This is a genomic window from Streptomyces drozdowiczii, assembly GCF_026167665.1.
GTDB classification, from domain to species: Bacteria; Actinomycetota; Actinomycetes; order Streptomycetales; family Streptomycetaceae; genus Streptomyces; species Streptomyces drozdowiczii_A.
In genome coordinates this window covers 5,576,474-5,601,484 of the sequence record NZ_CP098740.1, presented here as the reverse complement: position 1 = coordinate 5,601,484, position 25,011 = coordinate 5,576,474, and the positions used below count along the sequence as shown (strand labels likewise).

Genomic DNA, 25,011 nt, shown 5'->3' with positions numbered 1-25,011 from the left:
TGGGCCTCCTGAGGCGTCGGCGGGAGCCCGGGCTCAGGCGATGAGCAGGGCGAGGCCGCCCACGGTGTACGCGATCATCAGGACGAGCAGCGGGAGTTGGCCGATGACGGCGCGCCGGGGCGGCATGAGCCGGACGGACCTGTCGTGCGCGGCGACGACCCCGAGGACGTGGCCGGTGACGATGGCGAAGACCTGGAGCGTCGCGACCCCGCCCGGTCCCAGGGGCGGTTCGGGCACGGTGGGCCGGTCCGCGCCGGCCGCCAGCGCGAGGGTGTGCGGGCCCTCGGTGGCGAAGAGCGTGAAGTAGTGGGCGACGAGGTAGCCGAGGGCGATCGGCACCAGTGAGTGGGCGAACGCGGTGAGCGGGTGGGCCGGCGTTCCGCAGACGAGCCGGGTGGCGCCGGCGCAGAGCCCGTACAGGGCGGCGACGAGGGCGACGGCGCCGAGCAGCCCCAGGGTGGCGGTGGTGGTGCGGCCCAGCTCCGAGGTCTGCACGGTGGTGATCCAGCGCGGCGCGTCGGAGAAGCCGTCGTACGCGGTGGAGCCGAGCATCACGCAGACGGTGGCGACGAGTCCGGGGAGCCGGGGCGTGGCGTCGAGCCCGTTGAACGGCGAGCGGACGACGAGGCGGCCGTCGGCGGGGCGGCGGCGGCCGTGTCCGTGAAGTCCCGTCGTACGCCCGTAGGGCGTGGCCCGCGGCGTCTGGTGCGTGCTCTCGGCGTGCCGGCCGACATCCCTCGTACTGGACGTACTTGGGATGTTGGCCGGTGCGGCGAGAGGGCGTGCCGGGCGTCGCGGGCCAGACGGGACTTCACGGACACGGCCGAACGGGGAGAGCCTGCCGAGGAGGCCGGAGTACACCTCGAAGGCGTCGGCGTGGTCGAACCAGGGGGCGCCGTAGGCCGCAGCGCCCGCGAGGTGGACGGCCGCGTAGACGCCGAGGAACACCAGCAGGGCGGTGGGCGATGCGGGGTCGGGGGCGACGAGTTCCAGCCAGGTGAAGGCGAGGAGCCCGGCCGCGGCGGGCCACATGCCGAGGCGTACGGGGAGGGGTCGGCCGGTCTCCGGGTCGCGGCCGAGCGCCCGGCAGGCGAGGAGGTGCAGGGTGCGCAGGGGGTTGAGCGGGCGCCAGACGGGGCCGAGGAGCAGGGACGCGGGGACGAGCCCGACCCACAGGAGGACGTAGACCGCGCCGGGCGCCGGATTTCGGTCCGGGTCGGCGGGCCCGAGGAGCAGCCACAGCACGACGGAGAGCGCGGCGGCCAGGCCGAGCGCGCCGAGGACGAGCCGGGTGGCGCGGGCGTCCGCCAGGCGCTGGACGGCGGCCGGGAGCGGGCGGCCCGCCGTGTCGCCCGTGAACCGCGAGTCCGACCAGAGCAGGCCGAGCGCGAGGAACGAGACGAAGAGCGCGGCGAAGGCCCCGGCGAACGCGTAGAACGGCGAGAGGGGCAGGTCGTGCTGGGCCCCGATGCCGTGGGCGAGGACGCGCACGGCACCGGGGGCGGGGGCGCCCGTCACCGGACGGCGAGCTGGGTCAGCAGGAGGTCCGACTCATGGGTCTCGACCTCGAAGAGGCCGGTGCGGTCGGCGGTGAAGGTGACCGTGACGGTCCGTCCGGCGGGGAGCTTCGCCTCCCGGTCGTAGCCGTGGACGTGCAGGACGTCGTCCCGGTCGCTGCGGACCCGCAGGCGCACGGTGCGGCCCTTCTCGATCTCGGTGCGGCCGGGGGCGGGGCTCACCTTGCCGTCCTTGATGGCCAACTCGATCGTGGTGACGTCGGGATCGGGGCTCGCGGAGGCGTCGCCGAGCGTGGCGGCGGCCCGGACCGGGGCGGAGCCGACGGCCCAGGCGGTGTGGTCGTCCGCGTAGAGCCCCGCGGTGAGGCGGGTGCCGCCCCCGGCCGCCCGGAGCAGCGATGCGGGGAGGTGGAACCAGGCCCCGTAGACCCGGGCGAGCGGGTGGCCGTCCAGGAAGAGCCGGGCGTGGCCGCGTCCGGCGAGCGCGCCGCCGCCCACGCTGTCCGGGGTGAAGCGGAAGTGGCGCACGGTGAGGTGGACGTTCCAGCCGTCCTCCGAGTCGGGCCGGACGGCGAGGTCCACCTCGGGGGCGCCGTCGGCGTCGACCTGGCGGAGCCGGTGGCCGTCGCCGTCGTCGGCCTTCAGGAGCCGTCCGTTGCTGCCGGTGTCCTCGGCGTGGCTGGTGCCGGGCTTGTGGTGGGTGGTGGCCCTGCCCCCGCAGGCGCCCGCGCCGAGGACGAGGACGGCGGCGGTGAGCAGGGCGAGGGCGGGGCGGGCGCGGCCGGGACGGGCGCGGCCGGGACGGGCGGCAGGGCGGGCGCGGGTCATGAGGGGTCGCCTTCCGAAGCGGTGGCGTCGGGCTTCGCGGAGGGGGCGGGCGCGGCAGGCGCGGGCGTGGAGGGGGCGGCAGACACGGGCTCCGGCGCGTCGGAGCCCTCCGCACCCCCGTCCCCGTCCGCGCCTTCGGCGCGGACACCGTGCCGGGCGGCGGCCACGACGGCCCAGACGACCCAGACCAGGCCGAGCAGCCCCCGTACCCAGGCCGGGCTGAGCGGGATCCACGGGATCATGAACACGCCCTTGTCCAGCGCGTCGAGCAGCGTCAGCGCGCCCAGGACCACGGTCACCCAGCCGAACACCGGCCGCGCCGGGCGCAGCGCCAGGCCGATGCCGGTCCACCAGAGCCCGGTCAGGAGCAGCGCGACGGCGGGGACGTAGGTGGCGGCGAGGCCCATGGTGGACCCGGCCACGTCCAGGCCGAGGCCGATGACACCGAGGACGGACGCGACCGTGGCGAGCCGGCTGGTGCGGAGCCGCCGCCACCACAGCACCCCGCCGACGAGCAGGAGGACCACGGCGATGCCCAGGGCGGCCTGGACCTCGATGCGGGCGATGCCGCGTGCCCCGTACCAGTCGCAGCCGGCCGGCAGCCGCCGGGCGCGTACGTCGTAGTCGGCGCAGACCAGCAGCTGGGCGAGCTTGACGGGCTCGCCCACGAGCCGGTCGGTGGAGCCGGAGACATCGCCCCGCTCGGCGCCGCAGCTCGGCAGGGAGCGCGGGGTCGAGGCACCCGCGTCGGACTGCCAGCAGTTGCCGTCGCCCTGGCCGTCCCACCAGACGTCGGTGGCGTTGGGGCGGGACTTTCCGTTCTTGTCCTTGCCCAGGTGGTTGCCGGAGTAGCGGTTGTGGTGCGAGGTGTCGGTCTGCTTGCCGAGGGCGTTCTCGCCGCGGATGAACGCGGGGACGGCGCTCAGGAAGAACGCGGCGCGGTTCTGGCCGTAGATCCAGTTGTCCTCGTAGCGGTTCCAGTTGCCGCCCGCGGTGATGATGCCGGTGCCCGGGGGCATGGAGATCTGCGGGCAGACGACGCCGTCCTCGTAACCCCGCTCGGCGGGCGGCTTGGCGCAGGTGCCGTCGGCGACGTAGCGGTAGTAGTCGGCGTTGTTGTCGTGGATCAGGTTGCGCTCGAAGCGGGCGTGGTTCTGCGGGAGTCCGGGGTGGCCGGGGAAGGCGCTGTCCATCGAGGCGCCGCCCATGTTGTGGTCGAACTCGTTGTCGTGGACGTAGACGGAGTCGCCCGCCGTGCCGGAGTAGCCGACCATGCTGTGGTGGCTGCGGCAGCCGGTGATCTCGATGGAGTAGCGCGGTACGTCGTAGCCGTAGCCGTCGTTGATGTCGGAGGCGCTGCCGGGGTAGATGCCGGAGTCGCCGTTGCCGTAGGACTCGCAGTTCTTGTACAGGCCGTGGTCGCTGGCGAAGGTCAGGAAGCCGTACTCGTCGTTCCAGCGGGTCAGCACGTCGTCGATGACGAAGCCGTCCTGGGCGAGGACGTAGAGCGAGTTGAAGGTGGTGCGCTGGGCCGTGAAGTTCCGGAAGTAGATCCCGTCCGACTTGTCCGAGCGGATCGCGTTGAGCTTGCGGTACTTGGCGTCGATGACGACGTCGGTGCGGGCGGCGCCGGTGCCCTCGATCTGGAGGTCCTTCTTGCCGAGGATCGCCACCAGGTTCTGGTTGTGCGGGCACTGGGCCTGCTGCTCGTAGCTGAGGATCTGGTAGCCCAGCTTGGAGTCGGGCGCCTTGAGGCGGGCGCACTCCCCCTTCGGCGCGGGGAGCGAGGGCTCCTCCTCGTACAGGCCGGGCAGGATCGCGATGTTCTTCCCGGGGCCGTCGACCGCGTCGACCGCCTGCTGGAGGTGGCGGTAGCCGGAGGTGCGGCACCGCTCGAAGAGCGTGAGGTTGCGCGCCTTCAGGGCTTCCGGGAAGCCGGAGATGCGGCGCTCGAAGTCGGCCCGGTCGGTCTTGCACACCAGGAGGTCGGGCTCGCCGGTGCGGTACACGGGGACGCTGCCGGTGCCGTCGGGCAGGGTGACCGGCCGTTCCTCGTGCGCCTGGGCGGCGGGGGCCGCGAGCAGTGCGGCGGCGAGCACCGCCAGAACCGCCAAAAGTCTTCGTGTCCACGACATGTGCGGGAGAGTAGAGCATTGTTCAGCTTTTTGAACCCCTTCTGCACGACGAATGGCGTTGACGCGCCACGCTTCCATTCCTACGGTTGTGCATAGGATTCCTTCGGACGGGAGCGCACATGGGCGGCATCGAGCAGGCGAGGAAGACGGCGGAGGGGCTTGAGTACTCCTCCGGGTTCGGGAATCAGCACAGCTCGGAGGCGGTGCCGGGAGCGCTCCCGCACGGACGCAACTCGCCCCAGCGCGCCCCGCTGGGGCTGTACGCGGAGCAGCTGAGTGGGTCCGCGTTCACCGAGCCCCGCGCCCACAACCACCGCAGCTGGCTGTACCGCATCCGCCCCTCGGCGGCCCATCCCCCGTTCGTCCGCACGGACAACGGCGCGCTGCGCACCGCCCCCTTCACCGAGACCGTGCCCGACCCGAACCGGCTGCGCTGGGACCCGCTCCCCGAGCCCGCCCCCGGTACGGACTTCGTGGCCGGCCTGTGGACGCTCGGCGGCAACGGCGACGCGGCCCAGCGCACCGGCATGGCCGTGCACCTGTACAGCGCCAACGCGGCGATGACGGACCGGGTGTTCAGCGACAGCGACGGCGAGCTGCTGATCGTCCCCCAGTACGGCGGGCTGCTGCTCCGCACCGAACTGGGCCTGCTGCGCGCCGAACCCGGCCATGTCGCCCTGATCCCGCGCGGCGTCCGCTTCCGGGTCGAGCTGCTGGACGAGACCGCCCGGGGTTACGTCTGCGAGAACTACGGCCGCCCGTTCACCCTCCCGGACCTCGGCCCGATCGGCGCCAACGGCCTCGCCAACGCGCGGGACTTCCTGGCCCCGGTCGCCGCGTACGAGGACGTGGAGCGCCCGGTCGAGGTGATCAACAAGTACTGCGGCAACCTCTGGACGGCGACCTACGACCACTCCCCGCTCGACGTCGTCGCCTGGCACGGCAACCACGCCCCGTACGTCTACGACCTGCGCCGGTTCAACGTCATCGGCTCGATCAGCTACGACCACCCGGACCCGTCGATCTTCACGGTGCTGACCTCGCCCTCGGACACACCGGGCCTGGCCGGGGTCGACTTCGTGGTGTTCGCGCCGCGCTGGCTGGTCGGCGAGGACACCTTCCGGCCGCCGTACTTCCACCGCAACGTGATGAGCGAGTACATGGGCCTGATCGAGGGCGCGTACGACGCCAAGACGGCCGGAAAGGGCGGCTTCGTACCCGGCGGCGGCTCGCTGCACACCATGATGTCCGCGCACGGGCCGGACCGGGAGACCTTCGACAAGGCGAGCGCGGCGGAGCTGAAGCCGCAGAAGATCGACGACGGCCTCGCCTTCATGTTCGAGACCCGCTGGCCGGTCATCACGACCGCGCAGGCCGCGACGGCGGACCACCTTCAGCAGGGCTACGACGACGTATGGCAGGGTCTGAGCCGCAACTTCAGGCCGTGACGCGCCCTCCCGGGCCCGGCGACGACGCATGCAGGAGGACCAGGTGCCGCAGCCCGCTGCGAACAGCCCCGCGCCCCGGGGCACCGCCTTCGCGCCCGACTCGCTGGTCCTGAACCGCAAGCTGCCCCTGTGGTACCAGGTCTCGCAGTCGCTGCGGGCGTCCATACTGGGCCGCGCCCCGGACGCCACGCTGCGGCTGCCCACCGAGGAGCAGCTCGCGGCGCACTACGGGGTCAGTGTCCTGACCATGCGGCAGGCGCTCAAGGAGCTGGAGGCGGAGGGCCTGATCAGCCGGCACCGGCGGCGCGGCACGTTCATCGAGCCGCACGCCCGCCGGGGCTCCCCGGTCCGGCTGCTCGGCTCGATCGACGCGATCGTGGCCCAGCAGTCGGGCGAGCGCTCCACCCTGCTCGGCCACGGCCCGGTCCCGGTCCCGGGCGAGGTGGCCGAGCACTTCCCGGGCTGCGCGGAGGTCGTCGGCTACCGCCGGCTGCGGTGCGACGGGACGACCGGCGAGCCGACCAACTGGGCGCAGAACTGGGTGCACCCGGAGGTCGCGGCGGACCTGGACCCGGCGGACCTCGACCGGTGGCCGATGACCAAGGTGCTGCGGGACCGGGTCGGCGTCCCGATCTCCCGGATCACCGACACGGTCGAGGCCCGCCTCGCCGACCCGGCCACGGCGGAACTGCTGGGCGTCCCGCTGCTGAGCCCGATCCTCTACTACACGGGCATCACCTACGACGAGGGCGGCCGGGTGGTCGACGTGGCCCGGATCCACTACCGGGGCGACCGGTTCTCGTTCTCGGTGACGGTGGAGGCCCACTGAGTCCTACGATGCCAGGGAAGGCGGCAGGCGGGGAGGAAGAAACGGTGGCAGCACCGGCAGCGGCCGGGTCCGGCGAGGGCCCGCGCGGCCCCCTCCTGGACGACCTCATGCCCTGGTCCGTACGGCCGCTGCGCACCGGCCGCACCTGGGTGACCGCCCCGGACGCGGCCTGTCTGCGGGCCCGCTGGGACCGCCTCGTGCGGGCGTCGGGCGAGGAGCGCGAGCGACTGTTCGCCCCGACCCGCGCCCGTACGCAGCAGAGCGCCGTGGCCGCCCTGCCCGGCCGGTCCGGCGCCTCCGGCCGCTTCGCCCGGGAGACGGGCCCCTGCCCGGAGCCGGTACGGATCCTGCACGGGCCGTACGACGAACAGTGGCTGCTGCCCGACCACCGCCTGATCGACGTGGCCAGGCCCGAGCTGTGGCGGGTCGCCGACGACCACCAGCTCTTCCTGGTCGAGCACGGCCGGGTGCCGAACGATCCGGGCCCGGCCGTGTCGGTGACGACGCTGCTGCCCGACGGCCACTCCCCCGCCGGCCGCCCCGGCCGGGTCCGCCCGCTCCACCGCCGCCCCGGCGGCCTCGAACCCAACCTCGCCCCGGGCCTGCTCCCCGTGCTGCGCGCCCGGTACGGGGACGCGGTCACCGCCGAGTCGGTGCTCGCCTGGATCCTGGCGGCGGCCCGCCCCTCACCGGCAGGCTGCGTGGTCCCGCTCCCGGAGGACACCGCGACCTGGGCGGAGGGGGTCGAGCTGGGCCGCGAGCTGCTGCGGCTCCAGCTGCGCGGGGCGCGCGGGGCGGAGCGCCCCCGGCTGCCGGGCGGGCAGCGCCCCTATGTGCGGGCGGCCGTCCCGCCCGTGCCGGCGTCCCTGTCGTACGAGGCCGAGGAGCGGGTGCTCGCGCTCGGCACCGGCCGCGTCTCACCGGTGCCCGCCGGTGCCTGGGAGTTCCGGGTGAGCGGGGTGCGGGTCCTCGATCTGTGGTTCGAGCGCCGGGCGGCGGCGTGCGGGGCGCCGGGGGCGGAGGCGGCGGGGCTCGACGCGGTCCGGCCGCGCGCCTGGCCGCAGGAGTGGACCTCGGAGCTGCTGGACCTGGTGACGCTCCTCGCGCTCCTCGCCGAGCTGCGGCCCCGTCAGGAGGCGCTGGCCGAGGCGCTGGCGGCGGGCCCGGGGAGCGGTGAGGAGGAGCTGCGGGCGGCGGGGGTGCTGCCGGTCGGGGAGGCGGCGCGGCGGCCCGCTTCGGTCCTGGACCATCAGGAGGAGGGGCCGGACGGTCAGTTCGCGCTGCTGTGAGCGGGGGCACCGCGCTGTTCGGCCAGGGCGGCCGGCCGGTCGAGGTCGCCGAGGAGGCGGACGAAGGCCGTTTCCAGGAAGGCGCGGAGTTCGTCCAGGGCGTCCGGCTCGTCCGGCGGCCAGCCGGTGACCGCCTCCTCGGCGAAGGCGAGCCAGGCCCGGGCGGCCAGGGTGAGCCGGGGCGACGGCGCCATCCCGAGGCGGCGCTGCCCCTCCACGACCCGGCGGGCGAGGGTGGCGCGGGTGGCCTCCACGATGTCGCCGGCGGCGGGGTGGCTGCCGGCGGCACCCCGGACGAGGGCGCGGTAGATCTTGCGGCGCCCGGTCACGTACGCGACGAAACCGGCGATGAACGCGCGCATCCAGGCGACCGGGTCCAGCGAGGGGTCCGGGTCGGTGGCGGCGGCGAAGTCGTCGCACTCCTGGCGCACCACGGACCGGTAGAAGTCGCGTTTGGAGTCGAAATAGTGGAAGAGCAGGCCGCGCGATATGCCGGCCCGCCGGGCCACGGCATCGGTGGAGAGCTCGTCCAGGGAGCACTCGGCGAGCATGTCCACGCCAATCGCCACCAACTGCGCCCTTCGCTCGTCGGGGCGCAGACGCGCGGCTCGCTTCTCGGGCATGGGCACAGTGTAGAAGTAGTTCGGCACCGAATTACCTCGGCACCCATGCGGGCCCGTCGGACACAGTGTGTGACCGGGTACGGACACGGCGACGCGCCACTGCCGGCTCCGGGGATGACGGAAGAGCGGGCAGCAGCGCGCTGCGGGAGTCGGGACCGCGGTCGGGTCAGTGGCGGCTGCCGAAGAGCGAGCGCCGCAGTCGGCGCAGTGGCGCGAAGAGCGACACCCGCGCACTTCTGCTGCGCCGGGCGTGTCCGGCGTCGCGCGAGGTCAGCTCGCGCATCAGCAGCGTCGCTTCCGCCGCCTCGCGCTGCGGCACGACGGGACCGCCGAGCACCGCGAGATGGCGGTCGAGGCGCGAACTCGTCGCGCTGCTCCCGCATGTAATGGCAGGCACGCGCGCCCTGCTGCGCACCGTTATCTGTTCCATGTCACTCCCCACCCGTACGAGGGCACTCGGCCCGGGCAGGTTAACCCTATCGCCTGCCACCGACACTCGTGTATCCCGGGAGCGGGATTGCGCACACATATACGGAGGTTGACGATCCGTCGGTGAATCTGCCCGATTCCGGGGCGAGTTGGCCGACCGCCGCACGGCGCGCCCCTCGCGAGGCGCGCCTTCACCCTAGTCGAGCGCGTTCAGGACGGGCAGGTAGCCGCCGGACTGCCCGGCGGCGAAGGGGTGGTACGACTCGCCGATGTTCAGCCAGTTGAGACTGTGCAGCCAGGCGCTTCCGGAGCAGATCTCGTGCCCGGTGAAGGCGCTGGTGACGTCACCGAAGCTGAAGCCGTGGTCGGCGGCGCGCTTGGCGGTGGCCGCGTTGAGGTAGTCGGCGGCACCGTTGATGGCGCTGCGCACCTTGTCGCTCAGCCCGACGACGCAACTGCCGCCGATCTTGTAGAAGCGCGGGTAGCCGAGCACGACGACATGGGCGGAGGGGGCCTTGGCCTGGATCGCGTCGTACACCGAGTTCAGCTTGCCGGGCAGCGTGGTGTCCACGTAGCTGCGGGCGGTGGCGATGCGGTTGAGGCAGGTGGACTCCGACTGGAGGACGCAGGTCGTCATGACGTCGGAGAAGCCGGCGTCGTTGCCGCCGATGGAGATCGAGACGAGGTCGGTCGAGGAGTTGAGCGGCCCGAGCTGATTGGCAATCACATCGCCCGTGCGCGCCCCGGAGCAGGCCGTGAAGGAGAAGGACGCGGGCGAGTGGGCGGAGGCCCAGAGGGAGGGGTAGGCGAGAGTACTGCGCTTGCAGTCGCCGCTGGAGCCGATGTAACTCCCGGAGCCGACACCCGAGGAGTACGAGTCCCCGAGGGCGACGTAGTCGACGGACGGTGCGGCATTCGCGGTGGCCGCCCCGGTCAGGGCGATGACGGCGCCGAGCAGGAGCGAGGACGAGAATGCCACGAGTCTGGACAATTTCACGGAATCTCCCTTGGACCGACCGGCAGGATCTCTGCCTACTCAGTGGTAGCAGCGCGGACGGCCATTCCGGAAGTGTTCATGCCAAGTCAAACCGATGAGCTTTTACCGAAGGCGTGGTGACGGGCCGTCACCCAGTGACCGCCTGGCTGTCAGTCGGAGAAGACCGCGCGCACCGCGTCCTCGGCGAGTTCCAGGGCGCGGGCGCCGGAGAGGCCGAGGCGGCGGGTCTGTTCCGCGTACGCGCGGGCCGCGGCGGCGGCGCCGCGGTCGGCGGTGTCTCCGGCGGCGGCGACGAACGTGCCGTTGCGGCCGCGGGTCTCGATGACGCCGTCCGCCTCCAGCGCCCGGTACGCCTTGGCGACCGTGTTGGCGGCGAGGCCCAGCTCCTCGGCGAAGCCGCGTACCGTCGGGAGCCGGTAGCCGACCGGCAGCACGCCGGAGCGGGCCTGTTCGGAGATCTGGGTGCGCAGCTGCTCGTACGGGGCGATGCCGGAGTCCGGGTCCACAGCGATCTTCAGGGTCACGGGCCGATTGTCCCCCCGTCGGCGGAAAATGGGAGGCGTTCGGGTCCGGGGCGTGGATAGCGTCCGGCGCATGACTGTCCTCGTACGCGACTTCCGGCCCGACGACGCCGAGGGGTGGGTGCGGGTACGGCGCGCCGCCCTGCCGTACATGATCACCACACCGGAGCAGACCGTGGCCGAGCTCACCGGGGCCCCGGCGGGGCGGCGGTACCGGATGCTGGTCGCCGAGGAGGACGGCGAGATCATCGGGACGGCGCAGGTGGGCCTGGCCCATGAGAGCCCGGAGCCGGGGCAGGGGTTCTGCAATCCGTACACCCACCCGGAGCGCACCGGCCGGGGCGCGGGCACCCTGCTGCTGCGGACCGCCGAGGAGTATCTGGCCCTGGCCGGGGCGGCCTCGGTGCACACCTGGGTCCTGGACACGCCCGGCAACCGGGCGTTCGCCGCGAAGCACGGCTACACACCGCGCCGGTCGGCCCACTTCCTCCATCTGGACCTGGCGAAAGGCTCGCTGCCGCCCCGTCAGGAGCTGCCCGCCGGGATCGAGCTGCGTACGGGGGCCGACTTCGCCGACGATCCGCGCCCGCTCTTCGAGGCGGACGCCGAGGCCACGGCGGACGAGCCCAGCGACACACCGGCCCGGCTCGACGACTACGCGGAATGGCTCGCGGAGACCTGGCACGACCCCGGTCTCGACCGCCACCTCACCTCGGTCGTACTGGCCGGCGGCGAGGTGGCGGCCTTCAGCGCCGCCCGGACCGACGGGGTGAGCCGCTACGGCTCCGGGATGACGGGCACCCGGCGGGCGCACCGGGGCCGCGGCCTCGCCAAGCTCGCGAAGAACGACTCGCTGCACCGGGCGCGCGCCGCCGGGTACACCGACGCCTACACCGGCAACGACGCCGGGAACGGTCCGATGCTGGCGGTCAACCGCTGGTTCGGCTACGAGATCTGTGCCACGGAGGTACGCCATGCCCGCAGGCTCGGCTGACGCCGGTGTGACCGTCGTCCTGGTCAAGGCCGGGAAGACCAAGATCAGGTATCCGGCGGCCCTGGTCGCCGACGACGGCACCCGGGTGACCGTGCGGGCCCCCTGGGCCGCCCCCGGCGTCCGGGACTTCGGCTTCGTCCGCTTCGAGCCGGGTGACGTCTTCACCGAGCACTACTGGCGGGACGCCTGGTTCGCGGTGAAGGAGGTCCGCACCGGCACGGGCGAACTCAAGGGCTGGTACTGCGACGTGACCCGCCCGGCCGTGCTCCGGGACGGCGAACTGGTCGTGGAGGACCTGGACCTCGACCTGTGGGTGTCGGCCGACCGCTCGGAGATCCTGCGCCTGGACGAGGACGAGTTCGCCGCGAGCGGCCTGACCGCACGCGACCCGGACGCGGCGAAGGCCGCGCTGGCGGCCCTGGACGAGCTGGACCGCCTGGCCCGCTCGGCGGACGGGCTCGCCCCGCTGCTGAGCTGAGCGGTCCGCCCTCACCCCTCACTCACCGGCGGCACCACCGCCCGTCCCGCGCACGGGGGCGACCAGCGCGTACCGCTCGTCGTCCACGTCCTTGCCCCACAGATCGCGGTCGCCGGAGAGCCGTTCGTGGTGGACGCGCTCGGTGAGCGGGGCGAGCAGCGCGGTGAGGCGTTCGGCGGGGATTCCGGTCCCGTTCCACACGCCCTCGACCAGGACCAGCCTGCCGCCGGGGCGCAGGAGCCCCGCCCAGTGGCGCAGGACGGCAGCCGGGTCGGCCAGCAGCCACACCACATGCCGGGCGAGGACCACGTCGAACCCCCGGTCGCCCACGGGCGGCCGGGCCGCGTCCCCCACCAGCACCTCGGCGCCCGTCCCGGCGAGCTTGGCGCGGGCCCGCTCCACCATGCGCGGCGAACTGTCCACGCCGGTGAGCCGATGGCCCTGCCCGGCCGCGAGCAGCGCCAGGCTCCCCGTACCGCAGCCGAGGTCGAGCACATCGGCCGGGCCTGCGGGCAGCCAGCTCTCCAGCCGCCGGGCCCAGGCGTCGCGGACCACCGGGTCGAGCAGCCCGTGGTCGGCCTCCTGGTCGAAGGTGGCGGCGAGGGAGTCCCAGTCATTCGTCATCATGATCCGATCCTGCCAGCCGCCACTGACAACGCCCCCGTCCCGGCGAGGAGGGACCTCACCGGAACGGGGGCGCAAGGGGCTCTAGCCGATGACCGAGCCGCAGTCGGTCCGGGTGGCGTGCGACGGGTCCAGGGCGTTCGCCACCTCGTGGTAGGCGATCCGGTCGACGGTCCCGATGGCGACGTGCTCGGAGAGGTCGACCGGGCACAGGTCCTGGAGCAGGACGTTGCGCACGTCCGGCCCGTCCAGGAACTGGGTCCGGTACGGGGTCACCACCTCGTCGTACCGGGTCGCGATCACGGTGTAGTGGACTCCGGGCACGGTGTCGGGCACGGAGTTGAGCTTCTTGATGAAGGGCGATCCGGCCACCTGGTCGGCGAGTCCGGGCGTACCGGCGTTGAGCAGGTCACCGACGCCGGGGAAGTACGGCAGGAGCTTGGTCAGGCCGAGCAGCGTGGTGCCGTGGTTGTCGGGCGCGAGCCCGATCATGGCGTTCACCTTGGCCGCCCCGCCGAGGAACTTCAGGTAGTAGTTCGGCATCATGCCGCCCTGCGAGTGGCCCACGATGTCCGCCTTGGCGGCGCCGGTGGAGGCGAGCACCTTGTCGACGAAGGTCGCGAGCTGGCCTGCCGACTTGTCGATCGGGCCGAGCCCGTTGAAGACCGGCACACCGGGCAGCTGGCCGTAGTCCAGCGAGTAGACGCAGTAGCCCCGGTTGACCAGGTAGGGGGCGAGGACGAGCCAGTTGTCGACGGAGTTCCCGAAGGTCCCGTGGACCAGGACGACCGGGCGGGGGTGGGCGGCGGAGGGCTTGCAGGAGTAGTCGTTCCAGCCGCGCGAAGTGGCGGCCGTCGCGGCGGCGGGGGCTGCCGCCGCGGTCGCGGCGGGGGTGGCGACCGCTGCGACGGCGAGGAGCAGGGCGGCGAGCGTCCGGCGAGCGCGTGGGGAACGCGACGCACGGGTCCAGGGCAGCATCGTGGGGTCTCCTTGCGGCTCAAGGGAGTTGCGATGTCTGTGCACCCTGCGGCCCGGACCACAAGTTTCCGCTGATGTTCTGCGTGCTCATGCCAAATTACGCATGAGTAGGGTTCGCTGGGAAGTTACGCGTCGGTAAAAAGTGCGCGGGCCACGCGGCGGGGGCGGGCCCGCGCTCAGGCCGCCAGCCGCCCCGGCATCACGGCCCGGGGGCCGAACCGCTCCCGCAGCCGGTCCGCGACCGCCTCGATCCGCCGGGCCCGCTCGTCCACCGGGTCGAAGCTCAGCTGCCGGGCCGCCCGTTCGGCCTCGCCCAGCCCCTCCGCGCGCAGCCCGATCCCCCGCACCCGGGCCCGTTGCAGCCCGAACGAGTCGTGGATGCGGTACGCGAGCGCGGTGAGCTCCGCGGAGTGGGCGGTGGGCTCGCGGAGCGTACGGCTCCGGGTCAGCGTCGAGTAGCCGGTGCGGTCGGCGTAGCGCACGGAGACCGCGAGCGCGCGGCACACCTGCCCCTCGCCGCGCATCCGCGCCCCCAGCTCCTCGGTGAGCGACAGGAGCGCGCGGCGCTGCCGCTCCCGGTCCAGCTCGTCGCGCGGGAAGGTGCGCTCGGCGGCGACCGAGCGGGCGGCGGCGTTCGGCCGGACGGCGGTGCGGTCGATGCCGTGCGCCCGCTCCCACAGGTCGCGCCCGGTCCGCGTCCCGGTGATCCGTTGCAGGGTGCCGAGCGGGGCCGCCGCGATCCGGCCGACGGAGTCGAGCCCGTACCCGCACAGCGTCCGGGCCGTCGCCGCCCCGACGCCGTCCAGCGCGGCGGCCGGCCGGTCCGCGAGGAAGGCGGCCACCCCGTCGGCGGGCACCACGAAGGTCGTCCCGGGCGCGGCCTGCCGCAGCGCCATCCGGGCCAGCATCGGGTTCGGGGCGGCCCCGATCGCGCAGTCCACCCCGTGCAGGGCCAGCGCGCGGACCCGGATCACCGAGGCCAGGCCCCGCACGTCGCGCCCGAAGTAGCGCAGCGCGCCGCGCACATCGGCGAGCGCCCCGTCCGGCGGGGCCGCCTCCACGACCGGGGTGAACGAGCCGAGCAGGGCGAGCAGCCCCGCGTACCCGGCGGCGTCCGGGAGCCCGCCGCCGACCCGCCGGAACCGCAGGCAGAGAATGTCCGCCCCGGAGGCTCCGGCCGCCTCGGAGGCCCCGGCCGACCCGGCCGCCCCGGTCATCCCGCGCTCCCCGGGCTCTGGTGCCACAGCTTCCTTCCGGTGGGCAGTCCTTCTCCGGGCGGCTTGAGGTCGGCCCAGGGGTTCATCTCGTAACCGGTGGGCATCCGGATGCGCCGCCCGCCGTCACCGGCCGGAGACTCGTCCGACGGCGGATCCCCGGCCTCCGCTTCCGGCTCCGGCACCCGCGCCAGCCGCTCCGCGACCGCGTCGAGTCCGCCGGTGCGCCGCAGCTCGGCCAGCTCCGCCAGGTTCCAGGCCGCCGCGCCGACCACGCTCAGACTGCGCGCCCCGCGCCGCTGCACCACCCCGCGCACAAGGAGCAGCCAGGAGTGGAAGACGGTGTGCGCGCAGGCGGCGTGGCTGTCGTCGAAGAAGGCCAGGTCGACCAGGCCCGTACCGTCGTCCAGGGTGGTGAAGACGACCCGGCGGCCGGAGCGGATGGGCGGGGTCTGGGTCGCCGCCTTGGCGCCCGCGACCAGCACGGTCTCCCCGTGCCGCGCCTCCCGCAGCCGCTTGGCCGAGACCGCCCCCAGCTCCTTCAGAAAGGCGTGGTGATCGCTCATCAGATGGCGCGAGACGTCCATGCTCAGCACGCCCAGCTCGGCGCTGAGCCGTTCCGCCTCGTTGAGGTCGGGCAGCCCGACGGACGCGGTGCGGTGCCCGCCGCCGAGCGGGAGCTGCGCGCCGGAGCCCGCGCCGCGCTGGGCGCGGTGCAGCTCGGACAGGTGCAGCAGCAGGTCGCGCCGGTTGGCCCCGAACGCGTCGAGCGCGCCGACCTGGGCCAGCCGTTCGGCGGCCGGCTTTCCCGGCCGGGCCCGCTGCCAGAAGTCCAGCAGGGAGCTGTAGGGCTGACCGGCCTCGATCCGGGCGACCTCGGCCTCACTGATGCCGTGCACGTCGGAGAGCGCGAGCCGCAGCCCCCAGCGCTCCGCCCTCTCCCCCTCGTCAGACACCAGTTCGATTCGATGGGCGGCCGCCGACCGGTTCACGTCCAACGGCAGCACGGGCACCCCGCGCCGCCGGGCGTCGGCGAGCAGCAGCCGCTTCGGGTACATCCCGGGGTCGTGGGTGAGCAGCCCGGCGTAGAAGGCCGCCGGGTGGTGCGCCTTCAGCCAGGCCGACTGGTACGTGGGCACGGCGAAGGCCACCGCGTGCGCCTTGCAGAAGCCGTAGCTGCCGAACGCCTCGATGATCTCCCAGGCGCGCGCGATGACCTCCGCGTCGTACTTGCGCGCCGCCGCGTGCTGGGCGAACCAGACCCTGATCAGGGGCTGGGACTCGGGGTGGGAGAGCCCGCGCCTGACCCGGTCGGCCTCGTCGCGGCCGCAGCCGGTCATGATGTCGACCATCTGGATGATCTGCTCGTGGAAGACCACCACGCCGTACGTCTCGCGCAGCGGGGCCTCCAGGTCGGGGTGCGGATAGCGGACCGGCGCGCGGCCGTGCCGGGCCTCGATGAACGGGCGGACCATGTCGGCGGAGACCGGACCCGGCCGGAACAGCGAGATGTCGACCACCAGATCGTGGAAGTTCTCCGGCTGGAGCCTGCCGACCAGGTCGCGCTGGCCGGGCGACTCGATCTGGAAGCAGCCCAGCGTCTCGGCCGTCCTGATCAGCTGGTACGTGCGCGGGTCGCCCGGCTCCACGGCGTCCAGGTCCACCTCGCGCCCCGAGGCCCGCTTCACCTCGGCGACCGCGTGCGCCATCGCCGACTGCATCCGCACGCCCAGCACGTCCAGCTTGAGCAGCCCGAGGTGCTCCACGTCCTCCTTGTCGAACTGGGACATCGGGAAGCCCTCGCCGCTGGTGGGCATGACGGGGGTGCGGCGCAGCAGCGAGGCGTCCGAGAGGAGGACCCCGCACGGGTGCATGGCGACGCCGCGCGGCAGTGCGTCCAGCGCCTCCACCAGCTCCCACAGCCTCCCGTACGCCTCCTTGGTCTTCGCGACCTCGCGCAGCTCGGGCAGTTCCTCCATGGCCGCGCGGGCGTCGCGGGCCCGGATGTGCGGGAACGCCTTGGCGAGCCGGTCGGTCTCGGCCGGGTTCATGGAGAGCGCGGCGCCGACGTCGCGGATGGCGTGGCGCACCCGGTAGGTCTCGGGCATGGCGACGGTGGCGACCCGCTCGGCGCCGAAGCGGTCGATGATCGCGCGGTAGACGTCGAGGCGGCGGGCCGACTCCACGTCGATGTCGATGTCGGGCAGCACGAAGCGGCGCTTGGACAGGAAGCGCTCCATCAGCAGCCCGTGCTCGACCGGGTCGGCGTGGGCGATGCCGAGGAGGTGGTTGACCAGCGAACCGGCCCCGGAGCCCCGGGCGGCCACCCGCACCTTCATCGCGCGTACGTCGTCCACCACCTGGGCGACCGTCAGGAAGTACGAGGCGAAGCCGTGGTGGGCGATGATGTCCAGCTCGTGGTGCATCCGGTCCCAGTACTCCGGCCTGCGGTCGTAGCCGCGCAGGACCATGCCGGCGGCGGCGCGGGAGGCCAGCACCCGCTGGGCGGTGCGCCGGCCCGCGCCGACGAGGCCGGGTTCGGGGAAGTGGACGGAGCCGAGTCCGATGTCGCCCCCGGGGTCCACCACGCACGCCTCGGCGGTGTCCCGGGTCTCCGCGAGCAGCCGCGCCCCGGCACCGGCGCCGAGCCCGGCGGCGGAGGTGACCCGCTCGGCGGTCTCCGCCATCGCGCGGGCGTCCTTGAGCCAGCGCTCACCGCTGTCGAGCGGGGCGCGGCGCGGGTCGACGGGGACGAGGCGGCGGGCGGCGTCGAGCACGTCGGCGACCGGGCCCTGTCCCGGGTCGGCGTACCGGACGGCGTTGGTCAGGACGGCCCGTACGCCCTGCTCGGCGGCGAGGCCGACGGTACGGGCGGCGAGCCGCAGCGAACCGGGCCCGGTGCCGGTCCGCCCGTGGTGGACGGCTTCGAGGCGCAGGCCGTCGCCGTACAGCTCGCGCCAGGGGGCGAGGAGGGCGGCGGCCAGGTCGGGGCGGCCCGCCGACAGGGCCCGGCCCACGTCGGAGGCGGGGCCGAGCAGCACGGTGAGCCCTTCGGCGGGCAGGGCGGTCCGGTCGAGCAGGGGCCGGCCGCCCTCGGGGACGGCGGCGTGGGCGGCGGTGACCAGCCGGCACAGCTCGGCCCAGCCCAGGGCGCCGTCGCGGGCGAGGAAGGTGACCCGGGGTGCCGATTCATCGACAAAGACACCCCCACGGGCGGGGGTGCGGGGGCGCCGGACGGGCCCGCCCTCCCCCGACGGCCCCACCGCGAGGTCCGCCCCGAACAGCGGGCGCACCCCTTCCCGCTCGCAGGCCCGGGCGAACCGGACCGCCCCGGCCAGGGTGTCCCGGTCGGTCAGCGCGAGGGCGTCCAGGCCGCGCTCGGCGGCGCGCTCCGCCAGCCGCTCCGGGTGCGAGGCCCCGTACCGCAGGGAGAACCCGGAGGCGGTATGCAGATGCGTGAACCCTGGCACCTGCACCTCCTGAACCGATTCGTACGCGCTGGCCACCCCCTCGCTCTCCACCATAAACCAAGTTTCGAACACTCGTACGATACTCGGCGTCCGCCCGATCTCCCCCGGTCAGGCAGCCCTCCGCTTCCGCCGTTCGGCCGCGCCCCGACTGCGCGCGCGAGGGGCAGCCCGGAGCGTGGGGGCATGACTTTCGCCGACGAGGTGCGGAACGCCGTCACACCCCGAGCCGCTCTGCTCGTCATCGGGGTGCTGGCGCTCCAGCTGCTGTTCATCGCGTCCTACATCGGAGCGCTGCACCACCCGAAGCCGACGGACGTCCCCTTCGGCGTCGTCGCGCCCCAGCAGGCGTCCGCCCGGCTCGTCGCCCAGCTGGACGGCCTCCCCGGCGGCCCGCTCGACCCGCGTACGGTCTCCGACGAGGCGACCGCCCGTCGGCAGATCCTCGACCGCGAGCTCGACGGCGCCCTGATCGTGGACCCCCGGGGCGCGAGGGACACCGTGCTGGTCGCCTCCGGCGGGGGCACCGTCCTGGCCACCTCGCTCACGAAGATCGTCAAGGAGGCGGAGGCGGCCGAGCGGCGCACCGTGCGCGCCGTCGACGTGGCCCCGGCCTCGCGCCAGGACTTCGACGGGCTGTCCGCGTTCTACCTGGCGGTGGGCTGGTGCGTCGGCGGCTATCTGTGCGCCTCGATCCTGGCGATCAGCGCGGGCACCCGCCCCGCCAACCGGCAGCGCGCGCTGATCCGGACCGGGGTCATGGCGCTGTACGCGATCGCGGGCGGCATCGGCGGCGCGCTCGTCATCGGCCCGATCCTCGACGCGCTGCCCGGCAGCTTCTGGGGGCTGTCGGGCCTGGGCGCGCTGACCGTCTTCGCGGTCGGCATGATCACCCTCGCCCTGGAGGGGCTGACCGGCATCGTCGGCATCGGCCTGGCCGTCCTGCTCGTGGTCATCGCGGGCAACCCGAGCGCGGGCGGCGCCTTCCCGCTCCCGATGCTCCCGGACTTCTGGCGCGCGATCGGCCCCGCCCTGCCCCGGGCGCCTCGACCTGGACGGCCCGCTCGATCGCGTACTTCCACGGCAACGCGGTGACCGGCCCCCTGCTGGTCCTGTCCGCCTGGGCGGTGGCGGGCACGGCCGGCACGCTGCTGACGGCGATGCGCAAAAAGCCGAACCGACCGGCGACGGCGGAGGCGTCCCCCGGTTAGCATCGGCGCCCATGATCACACTGGCCGTCACCGTCGGGCTCGCGTTCGCCGGCTATGCCCTCACCTATCTCAACGGGCTGCGCCTCTCGCAGCGCCAGGAACGCCTCGCCCGGGTGAACCGCCAGCTCGGCGACTTCTACGGCCCCCTGTTGGCCCTCACCGAGGCCAACAGCCGCATCTTCGCCGCGTTCCTGGAGCACAACGCCCGCCCCGACGGCAGATCCCCCTTCGTCCACGAGACGCCACCCACCGAGGAGGAACTCGCCGAGTGGCGGCTGTGGGTCACGAGCGTCTTCCTCCCGAACATCCGGGCCATGCGCGATCTCGTCCTCGCCCACGCCGACCTCCTGAGCGAGCCGGTGATGCCGCCCCTCCTGCTCCAGCTGTGCGCCCATGTCTCGGGTTACGAGATCACGGCCGCCCGGTGGTCGCGGGGCAATCATGAACAGCACCTCTCGGTCGTACCGTTCCCCAGTCAGGAGATAGCCGTGTACGCGCGGCGGGGATTCGCCGAACTGAAGAAGGAGCAGGCCCGCCTGCTGGGGCGGCGGCGCGCCCGCTGATGCGTACCCGGTACGGCGCACGACACCGGACAGCCACCGCACGCCCCTAGGCGTGACAGGTGCATGGCGGCATCCTGGTGCGATCTCGCGCATCCGCGCGTTCGCACCAACCGCCCCTCACCCCACGGAGGTTGCCCATGCGCCGTCGCGTCGCCACCCTGCTCGCCGCCCTCGGCCTCTCGCTCCCGCTCACCCTGCTGCCCACCGCCTCCGCCTCGGCGGCCCCCGCGGACAAGCCCCAGGTCCTCAGTTCCTGGACGCAGACGAGCGCGTCCAGCTACAACGCGTGGAACTCCGCCCGCAACAACAAGGGCGCCTGGTCCGCGTACGGCTTCGACTGGTCGACGGACTACTGCAGTACCTCGCCCGACAACCCCTTCGGCTTCCCGTTCCAGACGGCCTGCGCCCGCCATGACTTCGGGTACCGGAACTACAAGGCCGCCGGCACCTTCTCCGCCAACAAGGCCCGGCTCGACAACGCGCTCTACGCGGACCTCAAGCGCGTGTGCGCCGCCTACTCCGGCGCCAAGCGGACCTCGTGCGACGCCACGGCCTGGACGTACTACCACGCGGTGGACATCTTCGGCGTGGCACCGGCCGGGGCGGGCGCGGGCAGAGGCTGATCCCCTCGCACGCACATGGCCCCCGGCGGACCGGGGGCCATGTGTCCGTACGGGACCGGGCGTCAGTTCAGGGTGACGCCGTACGCGCTCAGCGCCTCGGTGACCGGCTGGAAGAACGTCGTACCGCCGGAGCTGCAGTTGCCGCTGCCGCCGGAGGTCAGGCCGATGGCCTTGCTGCCGGAGTAGAGCGGACCGCCCGAGTCGCCGCCCTCGGCGCACACGTTGGTCTTGATCATGCCGTAGACGACGTCACCGTTGCCGTAGTTGACCGTGGCGTTGAGCCCGGTGACGGTGCCGCTGTGGATGCCGGTCGTGGAGCCCCGGCGGGTCACCGACATGCCGACCGTGGCGTTGGCCGCGCCGGTGATGGTGACGCTGCCGACCTTGCCCGGGTGGGCGAGCGAGGTGTTGTCGTAGCGCACGATTCCGTAGTCGTTGGTCGGGAAGCTGGAGCCGACCGTCGGGCCTATGTAGGTGCTGTTCGAGGAGTTGGTGTACCAGGGCGGGTTGCCGTCGGTGCAGTGGCCGGCGGTCAGGAAGTAGTACGTGCTGCCGCTGTGGACGTTGAACCCGAGGGAACAGCGCCAGCCGGGGGCGTAGATCGCGTCACCGCCGGCGATCAGCTTGTTGAACTTGCCCGGGGTGTGCTCGATGCGCAGGGCGCCCGCGTTGCCGCCCGCGGAGTCCTTGATCTGCTTGATCTCCGCCGCGGAGACCGTGCTGTCGACCGTGACCACGACCTTCCCGGTCTTCTGGTCGACGCTCCACGCGGTGCCCGCGATGTCGGCACCGAGCACGGCGTCACTGGCGGCGGCGAGCTGGTTGGCGCTGTACGTTCCGGTGGAGTTCGCCTGGGCGGTGGGGGCGGCCAGGGCGCCTACGGCCACCAGGCCCGCCGCGATGGCGACGGCCCGAGTGCGTCTGGCGGTACCGCTGAGGGGGGTGGTGCGCTTGATCCTCACTGTCATTCCTCCCGAGGGGAATATCGGGGGCCCGCCTGTGGGGTGGTCGGGCCCGTGAGGCGCAGTCAGGGCACACGGCGATCCGTCCGCATTCCGGATACGCCGTGCCCCTGACAAGCGCTGCTCGGGAGTATTCAAGGCGTCAACTTCGCGCGCAAGGGTGCCTTTTGGCCTGAGCCCGCGAAAGAACTCAGCCGTCGGCCCGCTGCCGCTCCCCCGCCGCCACGGCCACCGGAAGGGTGTTGCCCGGCGGCGGGAAGGGGCAGATGAAGTGGTCGGCGAAGGCGCACGGCGGCAGCAGCGCGCGGTTGAAGTCGACGGTCACCGCACCCTCGGCGTCCGGTGCGGCGGGCCGCAGGAACCGGAAGCGGTAACTGCTGTTTCCGCTGGTGGCGTCGGCGAAGACGGCCCAGAGCGAACCGTCCGGCTCGACGGCGACCTGGAGCGTGTGCCCGGCCCCGTCCAGCTCGAAGGCGATCTCCCCGGCGAGCCCGAGCCCGCGTTCGACACCGTCGGCGTTCTCGACCCGGACGGTGCGCGCGTCCGGGTACGGCCGGAAGGTGCCCGGCACCGCCCAGCGCGGCTCGTACGGGGTCGCCTCGATCGCCCGGAAGGCGCGCCGCGCGGGCGATTCGGGGTCGAAGACCCGGACCGCCCACAGGCCCTCGCGGCTGAGCACGACGAGCCTTCGTCCCTCGTGCGCGGCCCGGGACGCGTCGACCGGCCCCCGGTCGGCACCGAGCCGGACCTCCCCCGCGAAGGGCTTCCCGTCGACGGTCAGCCCGTCCTCCGGGGCCGCGTCGAGCACCAGGGCGCCGCCCTCCTCGCGCCACCGGCCCGGGACGGCCGGAATTCGCCCCTCCGGGTAGTCCGCGAGCCAGTGGGTCCCGGTGAGGGAGAGCGGACCGTACGGCGCCGAGACCGTGGCGGTCCGCTCCTCGTGCCAGCGCTCCCACTCCCGCGCTGCCTGCTGCTGTGCGTGCGTGCTCATGGTGGTCAACCCTTCCATACCGGTGCGGCGATCCCGAGATGCGACCGCAGCGTCGAGCCGTTGTACGTACGGCGGAACGCCCCCCGGTCCTGGAGGAGCGGAACGACCCGGTCCACGAAGTCGTCGAGGCCGCCGGGGCCGTGCGCGACGAGGACGAAGCCGTCGGCGGCGTCCTCGGCCACGTACTCGGTGAGCAGCGCGGCGAGGGCGTCCGGGCCGCCGGTGAACGGTTCCCGCGCGTCGTTGATGTCGTTGTCGTCGTTGTCGCCGAGTACGAGGGCGACGCGGAGCAGGACCTTCAGCTCGTCGTGCGCCCGGCCGTGGGCCGCGAGCCGCCCCTTCACCTCCGCGTAGCGGGCGCGGGCCTCGTCGAACGTGGTGTGCGGGACGAGGACGACGTCGGCGGTGGACGCGGCGAGTTCCCGGTCCTCCGGGGAGTCGCCCGCCAGGACGGTGACGGGATGCCCCTGCGGACAGCGCTCCACGGTGAACTCCCCCTCCACCGCGAAGTACCGCCCGCGATGGGAGACGGGGCGCGGGCTGCCGTCGGGCGTCCAGGAGTCCCAGAGCGCACGGGCGGCGGCGGCGAACTCGGCGGCGCGCGGGTGCCCGCCGGCCGGGGGGTGCGCGTGCCAGGCGGCCCGGCCGGCGCTGAGGTGGTCGAGGGTGGCGAGGCGGCGGGCCGGTTCGCAGGGCTCCCCGGAGGCGGTGCTCGCGGCGAGGCCGAGCCGGTCGGTGCCGGCGGCGAGGGCGGCCAGCACGGTGAGCGCGTCGGGGCCGTGGGCGTCCCCCTCCGCGACGAGGAGGAAGTCGAACAGCCCCCGCTCCGCCGTCCGCGCGAGCCGTTCGTACCAGGCGAACCCGGCCCGCTCGCCGGCGCCGGGGACGTACGCGGCGAGGTGCATCCGCCGGGGCGGCGCGGCCGTCATACGCCCGCTCCGGCCCGTGCGTACCGGCGGGCGGGCCGGGCCAGGCCCAGGTGCTCGCGCAGGGTGCCGCCCGGGTAGAACGTCCGGAACAGGCTGCGGTGCTGGAGCAGGGCCACCGTGCCGTTGACGATCCGTTCGAGGTCGCGCCCGGGGGTGATCGGGGTGAGGTGGAAGCCGTCGACCGCGCCGGCCCGGTACCACCGGGTGATCAGCGCGGCCAGGTCGACCGGGCCGCCCCGGTAGTAGGTCCCCCGGTCGGCCGGTGGCGGCTCGTCGGCCAGCCCCGGTTCCGGTGCCGTCTCGGCGTCGCCGAGGTCGACGGTGAGCGCGGCGAACACCAGCAGCGCGTCGGGGTCCCGGCCGTGCGCGGCTGCGCGGCGGCGCACGTCGTCGCGGATCGCGGCGGTCCGCTCGGGGGTGGCGGCCCGTACGAGGACGACGTCGGCGTGGCGGGCGGCGGCGGCCCTGGCCGGTTCCGGCGTGCCGTCGATGACGACGACGGGGTGGCCCTGGGGCGGTTCCCAGTGGTCCCAGCTCCGGGCGCAGACCTCGGCACACTCCCCGGCCCCGTCCCACAGGTCCTCGGCGGACGCGGCGGGGCGGCGGCCGAAGAGCCGGGCCTCGGCCTCCGTCGCGGACACGCCGACCCGCCAGCCCGCCCGGCCCCGGCTGACCCAGTCCAGGGTGGCCACGGCGGACGAGAGGCGGGAGGGCTCGGTGTGGGTGGCGGTGACCGTCGGCACGAGGCCGATGCGGCGGGTGGCGGGGGCCACCCGGGCGAGGACGGCGAGCGCGTCGGGCCCCGGTCTGGCGAAGGAGTCGCCGAGGGTGACGAAGTCGAGCGCGCCGCCCTCCGCGAGCCGGGCGAGGCCGGTGTGGTGGGCGGCGTCGTACCGGGGCGGGCCGCCGATCTCGGCGGCCAGGTGGAGGGGCCGGAGGGCGGGACGGGGTGCGGATGTGCGCGGGGGCATGCGGAGGCTCCGTGGATACGGTGATCGAACACGGGGCGCGCCCTCGGCGCGAAAACGCGGAATCGCAGCAGCGTGAAGCACGGCGGACGGGGCCCCTCAGCCCGGTCCTCCCCCGAGACAAGCGGTGCCGGGGGCGGGCTGTCAAGCCTGTCCACACTGTGAGCTGTACGTCTCAAGGCAGTTGACGGGACATCGGACGACTGTTCCACTGGGGCCATGCAATCGCAGCAGTGGCTGGTCAAGCGCTCCCACATCGACTTCGGTCGCGTGTGGTCCTGTTCCTGTTGAGCCGACGCCCTGCTCTCCGCGCCCGCCCCACCCTTGTCCAGGCGCGCCCTCGCACGTCCGGTTCGGCAGCACACCCTCCCCTCGCTCCGTCCCGCTCCGCCC

Annotated in this window: 21 protein-coding genes and 2 pseudogenes; 8 read left to right on the top strand and 15 right to left on the bottom strand. The window is 73.8% G+C overall.

The window, feature by feature from the left end:
* Positions 1-33: 33 nt before the first annotated feature.
* From NEH16_RS25480 to NEH16_RS25470, 3 genes are read right to left on the bottom strand one after another with little or no spacing between them, the layout of a single operon-like run.
* Positions 34-1,518, bottom strand: coding sequence for a hypothetical protein (locus NEH16_RS25480; RefSeq protein WP_265545154.1), 1,485 nt, complete (start codon positions 1,516-1,518; stop codon positions 34-36).
* Positions 1,515-2,345, bottom strand: a complete 831-nt coding sequence (locus NEH16_RS25475) for a hypothetical protein (RefSeq protein WP_265545153.1) — start codon at positions 2,343-2,345, stop codon at positions 1,515-1,517. Before NEH16_RS25475 ends, NEH16_RS25480 begins: the two co-directional genes overlap by 4 nt.
* On the bottom strand, positions 2,342-4,480 hold the full coding sequence (locus NEH16_RS25470; RefSeq protein WP_265545152.1) for a right-handed parallel beta-helix repeat-containing protein: 2,139 nt from the start codon (positions 4,478-4,480) through the stop codon (positions 2,342-2,344). The genes NEH16_RS25475 and NEH16_RS25470 overlap by 4 nt, the downstream gene beginning before the upstream one ends.
* A gap of 119 nt (positions 4,481-4,599) precedes the next feature.
* Here NEH16_RS25470 and hmgA point away from each other — a divergent pair, with 119 nt between their 5' ends.
* The 3 genes from hmgA to NEH16_RS25455 are packed head-to-tail and all read left to right on the top strand — an operon-like array spanning position 4,600 to position 8,046.
* The gene (hmgA, locus tag NEH16_RS25465) at positions 4,600-5,928 is read left to right on the top strand and encodes a homogentisate 1,2-dioxygenase (RefSeq protein ID WP_265545150.1); all 1,329 of its coding nucleotides are present in this window, start codon (positions 4,600-4,602) and stop codon (positions 5,926-5,928) included.
* A gap of 28 nt (positions 5,929-5,956) precedes the next feature.
* Positions 5,957-6,757, top strand: coding sequence for a GntR family transcriptional regulator (locus NEH16_RS25460; RefSeq protein WP_073968060.1), 801 nt, complete (start codon positions 5,957-5,959; stop codon positions 6,755-6,757).
* A gap of 8 nt (positions 6,758-6,765) precedes the next feature.
* Positions 6,766-8,046, top strand: a complete 1,281-nt coding sequence (locus tag NEH16_RS25455) for a type ISP restriction/modification enzyme (RefSeq protein WP_430523770.1) — start codon at positions 6,766-6,768, stop codon at positions 8,044-8,046.
* Here the strand turns inward: NEH16_RS25455 and NEH16_RS25450 are convergent.
* The 4 genes from NEH16_RS25450 to NEH16_RS25435 form a co-directional block, all read right to left on the bottom strand.
* Positions 8,028-8,669: a TetR/AcrR family transcriptional regulator gene (locus tag NEH16_RS25450; RefSeq protein ID WP_073968124.1), complete on the bottom strand. Its 642-nt coding sequence runs from the start codon at positions 8,667-8,669 to the stop codon at positions 8,028-8,030. The two genes, NEH16_RS25455 and NEH16_RS25450, sit on opposite strands and share 19 nt — an antisense overlap.
* 166 nt (positions 8,670-8,835) lie before the next feature.
* Positions 8,836-9,099 (bottom strand): hypothetical protein, encoded by a 264-nt coding sequence (locus tag NEH16_RS25445; protein ID WP_073968062.1) that lies wholly within the window; start codon positions 9,097-9,099, stop codon positions 8,836-8,838.
* 195 nt (positions 9,100-9,294) lie between these two features.
* A complete protein-coding gene (locus NEH16_RS25440; protein ID WP_265545145.1) occupies positions 9,295-10,095 on the bottom strand; it encodes an SGNH/GDSL hydrolase family protein in 801 nt (266 codons plus the stop codon).
* 149 nt (positions 10,096-10,244) lie between these two features.
* Entirely contained in the window at positions 10,245-10,619 is a 375-nt protein-coding gene (locus tag NEH16_RS25435) for a GntR family transcriptional regulator (protein ID WP_265545143.1), read from the bottom strand.
* Positions 10,620-10,689: 70 nt separating this feature from the next.
* On the opposite strand from NEH16_RS25435, the gene NEH16_RS25430 reads away from it, so the two are divergent.
* Entirely contained in the window at positions 10,690-11,610 is a 921-nt protein-coding gene (locus tag NEH16_RS25430) for a GNAT family N-acetyltransferase (RefSeq protein WP_265545141.1), read from the top strand.
* Positions 11,591-12,088, top strand: a complete 498-nt coding sequence (locus tag NEH16_RS25425) for a DUF402 domain-containing protein (RefSeq protein WP_265545140.1) — start codon at positions 11,591-11,593, stop codon at positions 12,086-12,088. Before NEH16_RS25430 ends, NEH16_RS25425 begins: the two co-directional genes overlap by 20 nt.
* Before the next feature lie 57 nt (positions 12,089-12,145).
* On the opposite strand, the pseudogene NEH16_RS25420 reads toward NEH16_RS25425, so the two are convergent.
* From NEH16_RS25420 to NEH16_RS25405, 4 genes and pseudogenes are all read right to left on the bottom strand, one after another.
* Positions 12,146-12,715, bottom strand: a pseudogene (locus tag NEH16_RS25420) (class I SAM-dependent methyltransferase); the annotation flags it as partial.
* 81 nt (positions 12,716-12,796) lie between these two features.
* On the bottom strand, positions 12,797-13,690 hold the full coding sequence (locus NEH16_RS25415; RefSeq protein ID WP_265545139.1) for an esterase/lipase family protein: 894 nt from the start codon (positions 13,688-13,690) through the stop codon (positions 12,797-12,799).
* Positions 13,691-13,866: 176 nt separating this feature from the next.
* Positions 13,867-14,907 carry a DNA polymerase Y family protein gene (locus tag NEH16_RS25410; protein WP_265547382.1) on the bottom strand — a complete coding sequence of 347 codons (1,041 nt, stop codon included), beginning with the start codon at positions 14,905-14,907 and terminating at the stop codon, positions 13,867-13,869.
* A complete protein-coding gene (locus tag NEH16_RS25405) occupies positions 14,904-18,428 on the bottom strand; it encodes a DNA polymerase III subunit alpha (RefSeq protein ID WP_265545138.1) in 3,525 nt (1,174 codons plus the stop codon). Before NEH16_RS25405 ends, NEH16_RS25410 begins: the two co-directional genes overlap by 4 nt.
* Before the next feature lie 129 nt (positions 18,429-18,557).
* Here NEH16_RS25405 and NEH16_RS25400 point away from each other — a divergent pair.
* From NEH16_RS25400 to NEH16_RS25390, 3 genes and pseudogenes are all read left to right on the top strand, one after another.
* A pseudogene (locus tag NEH16_RS25400) lies at positions 18,558-19,582 on the top strand (DUF3533 domain-containing protein).
* A gap of 11 nt (positions 19,583-19,593) precedes the next feature.
* A complete protein-coding gene (locus tag NEH16_RS25395; protein WP_265545136.1) occupies positions 19,594-20,145 on the top strand; it encodes a hypothetical protein in 552 nt (183 codons plus the stop codon).
* A gap of 137 nt (positions 20,146-20,282) precedes the next feature.
* Positions 20,283-20,768, top strand: a complete 486-nt coding sequence (locus NEH16_RS25390) for a phospholipase (protein WP_073968070.1) — start codon at positions 20,283-20,285, stop codon at positions 20,766-20,768.
* Between the two features lie 62 nt (positions 20,769-20,830).
* Here NEH16_RS25390 and NEH16_RS25385 read toward each other — a convergent pair whose 3' ends face one another.
* The 4 genes from NEH16_RS25385 to NEH16_RS25370 form a co-directional block, all read right to left on the bottom strand.
* Positions 20,831-21,730 (bottom strand): S1 family peptidase, encoded by a 900-nt coding sequence (locus tag NEH16_RS25385; RefSeq protein ID WP_265545135.1) that lies wholly within the window; start codon positions 21,728-21,730, stop codon positions 20,831-20,833.
* A gap of 190 nt (positions 21,731-21,920) precedes the next feature.
* Positions 21,921-22,721, bottom strand: coding sequence for a DUF1684 domain-containing protein (locus NEH16_RS25380; RefSeq protein WP_265545134.1), 801 nt, complete (start codon positions 22,719-22,721; stop codon positions 21,921-21,923).
* Positions 22,722-22,726: 5 nt separating this feature from the next.
* Complete coding sequence (locus NEH16_RS25375; RefSeq protein WP_265545132.1) at positions 22,727-23,650, bottom strand: LLM class flavin-dependent oxidoreductase; 924 nt, start codon at positions 23,648-23,650, stop codon at positions 22,727-22,729.
* Positions 23,647-24,621 carry an LLM class flavin-dependent oxidoreductase gene (locus NEH16_RS25370; RefSeq protein WP_265545130.1) on the bottom strand — a complete coding sequence of 325 codons (975 nt, stop codon included), beginning with the start codon at positions 24,619-24,621 and terminating at the stop codon, positions 23,647-23,649. Before NEH16_RS25370 ends, NEH16_RS25375 begins: the two co-directional genes overlap by 4 nt.
* Positions 24,622-25,011 lie beyond the last annotated feature (390 nt).

Bases quoted from the DNA above. Each gene is read 5' to 3' on its own strand.
- NEH16_RS25475 (WP_265545153.1), bottom strand. From the start codon at position 2,345: ATGACCCGCGCCCGCCCTGCCGCCCGTCCCGGCCGCGCCCGTCCCGGC.
- NEH16_RS25470 (WP_265545152.1), bottom strand. From the start codon at position 4,480: ATGTCGTGGACACGAAGACTTTTGGCGGTTCTGGCGGTGCTCGCCGCC.
- hmgA (WP_265545150.1), top strand. From the start codon at position 4,600: ATGGGCGGCATCGAGCAGGCGAGGAAGACGGCGGAGGGGCTTGAGTAC.
- NEH16_RS25460 (WP_073968060.1), top strand. From the start codon at position 5,957: ATGCAGGAGGACCAGGTGCCGCAGCCCGCTGCGAACAGCCCCGCGCCC.
- NEH16_RS25455 (WP_430523770.1), top strand. From the start codon at position 6,766: ATGCCAGGGAAGGCGGCAGGCGGGGAGGAAGAAACGGTGGCAGCACCG.
- NEH16_RS25450 (WP_073968124.1), bottom strand. From the start codon at position 8,669: ATGCCCGAGAAGCGAGCCGCGCGTCTGCGCCCCGACGAGCGAAGGGCG.
- NEH16_RS25445 (WP_073968062.1), bottom strand. From the start codon at position 9,099: ATGGAACAGATAACGGTGCGCAGCAGGGCGCGCGTGCCTGCCATTACA.
- NEH16_RS25430 (WP_265545141.1), top strand. From the start codon at position 10,690: ATGACTGTCCTCGTACGCGACTTCCGGCCCGACGACGCCGAGGGGTGG.
- NEH16_RS25425 (WP_265545140.1), top strand. From the start codon at position 11,591: ATGCCCGCAGGCTCGGCTGACGCCGGTGTGACCGTCGTCCTGGTCAAG.
- NEH16_RS25415 (WP_265545139.1), bottom strand. From the start codon at position 13,690: ATGCTGCCCTGGACCCGTGCGTCGCGTTCCCCACGCGCTCGCCGGACG.
- NEH16_RS25410 (WP_265547382.1), bottom strand. From the start codon at position 14,907: ATGACCGGGGCGGCCGGGTCGGCCGGGGCCTCCGAGGCGGCCGGAGCC.
- NEH16_RS25405 (WP_265545138.1), bottom strand. From the start codon at position 18,428: ATGGTGGAGAGCGAGGGGGTGGCCAGCGCGTACGAATCGGTTCAGGAG.
- NEH16_RS25395 (WP_265545136.1), top strand. From the start codon at position 19,594: ATGATCACACTGGCCGTCACCGTCGGGCTCGCGTTCGCCGGCTATGCC.
- NEH16_RS25390 (WP_073968070.1), top strand. From the start codon at position 20,283: ATGCGCCGTCGCGTCGCCACCCTGCTCGCCGCCCTCGGCCTCTCGCTC.
- NEH16_RS25380 (WP_265545134.1), bottom strand. From the start codon at position 22,721: ATGAGCACGCACGCACAGCAGCAGGCAGCGCGGGAGTGGGAGCGCTGG.
- NEH16_RS25375 (WP_265545132.1), bottom strand. From the start codon at position 23,650: ATGACGGCCGCGCCGCCCCGGCGGATGCACCTCGCCGCGTACGTCCCC.
- NEH16_RS25370 (WP_265545130.1), bottom strand. From the start codon at position 24,621: ATGCCCCCGCGCACATCCGCACCCCGTCCCGCCCTCCGGCCCCTCCAC.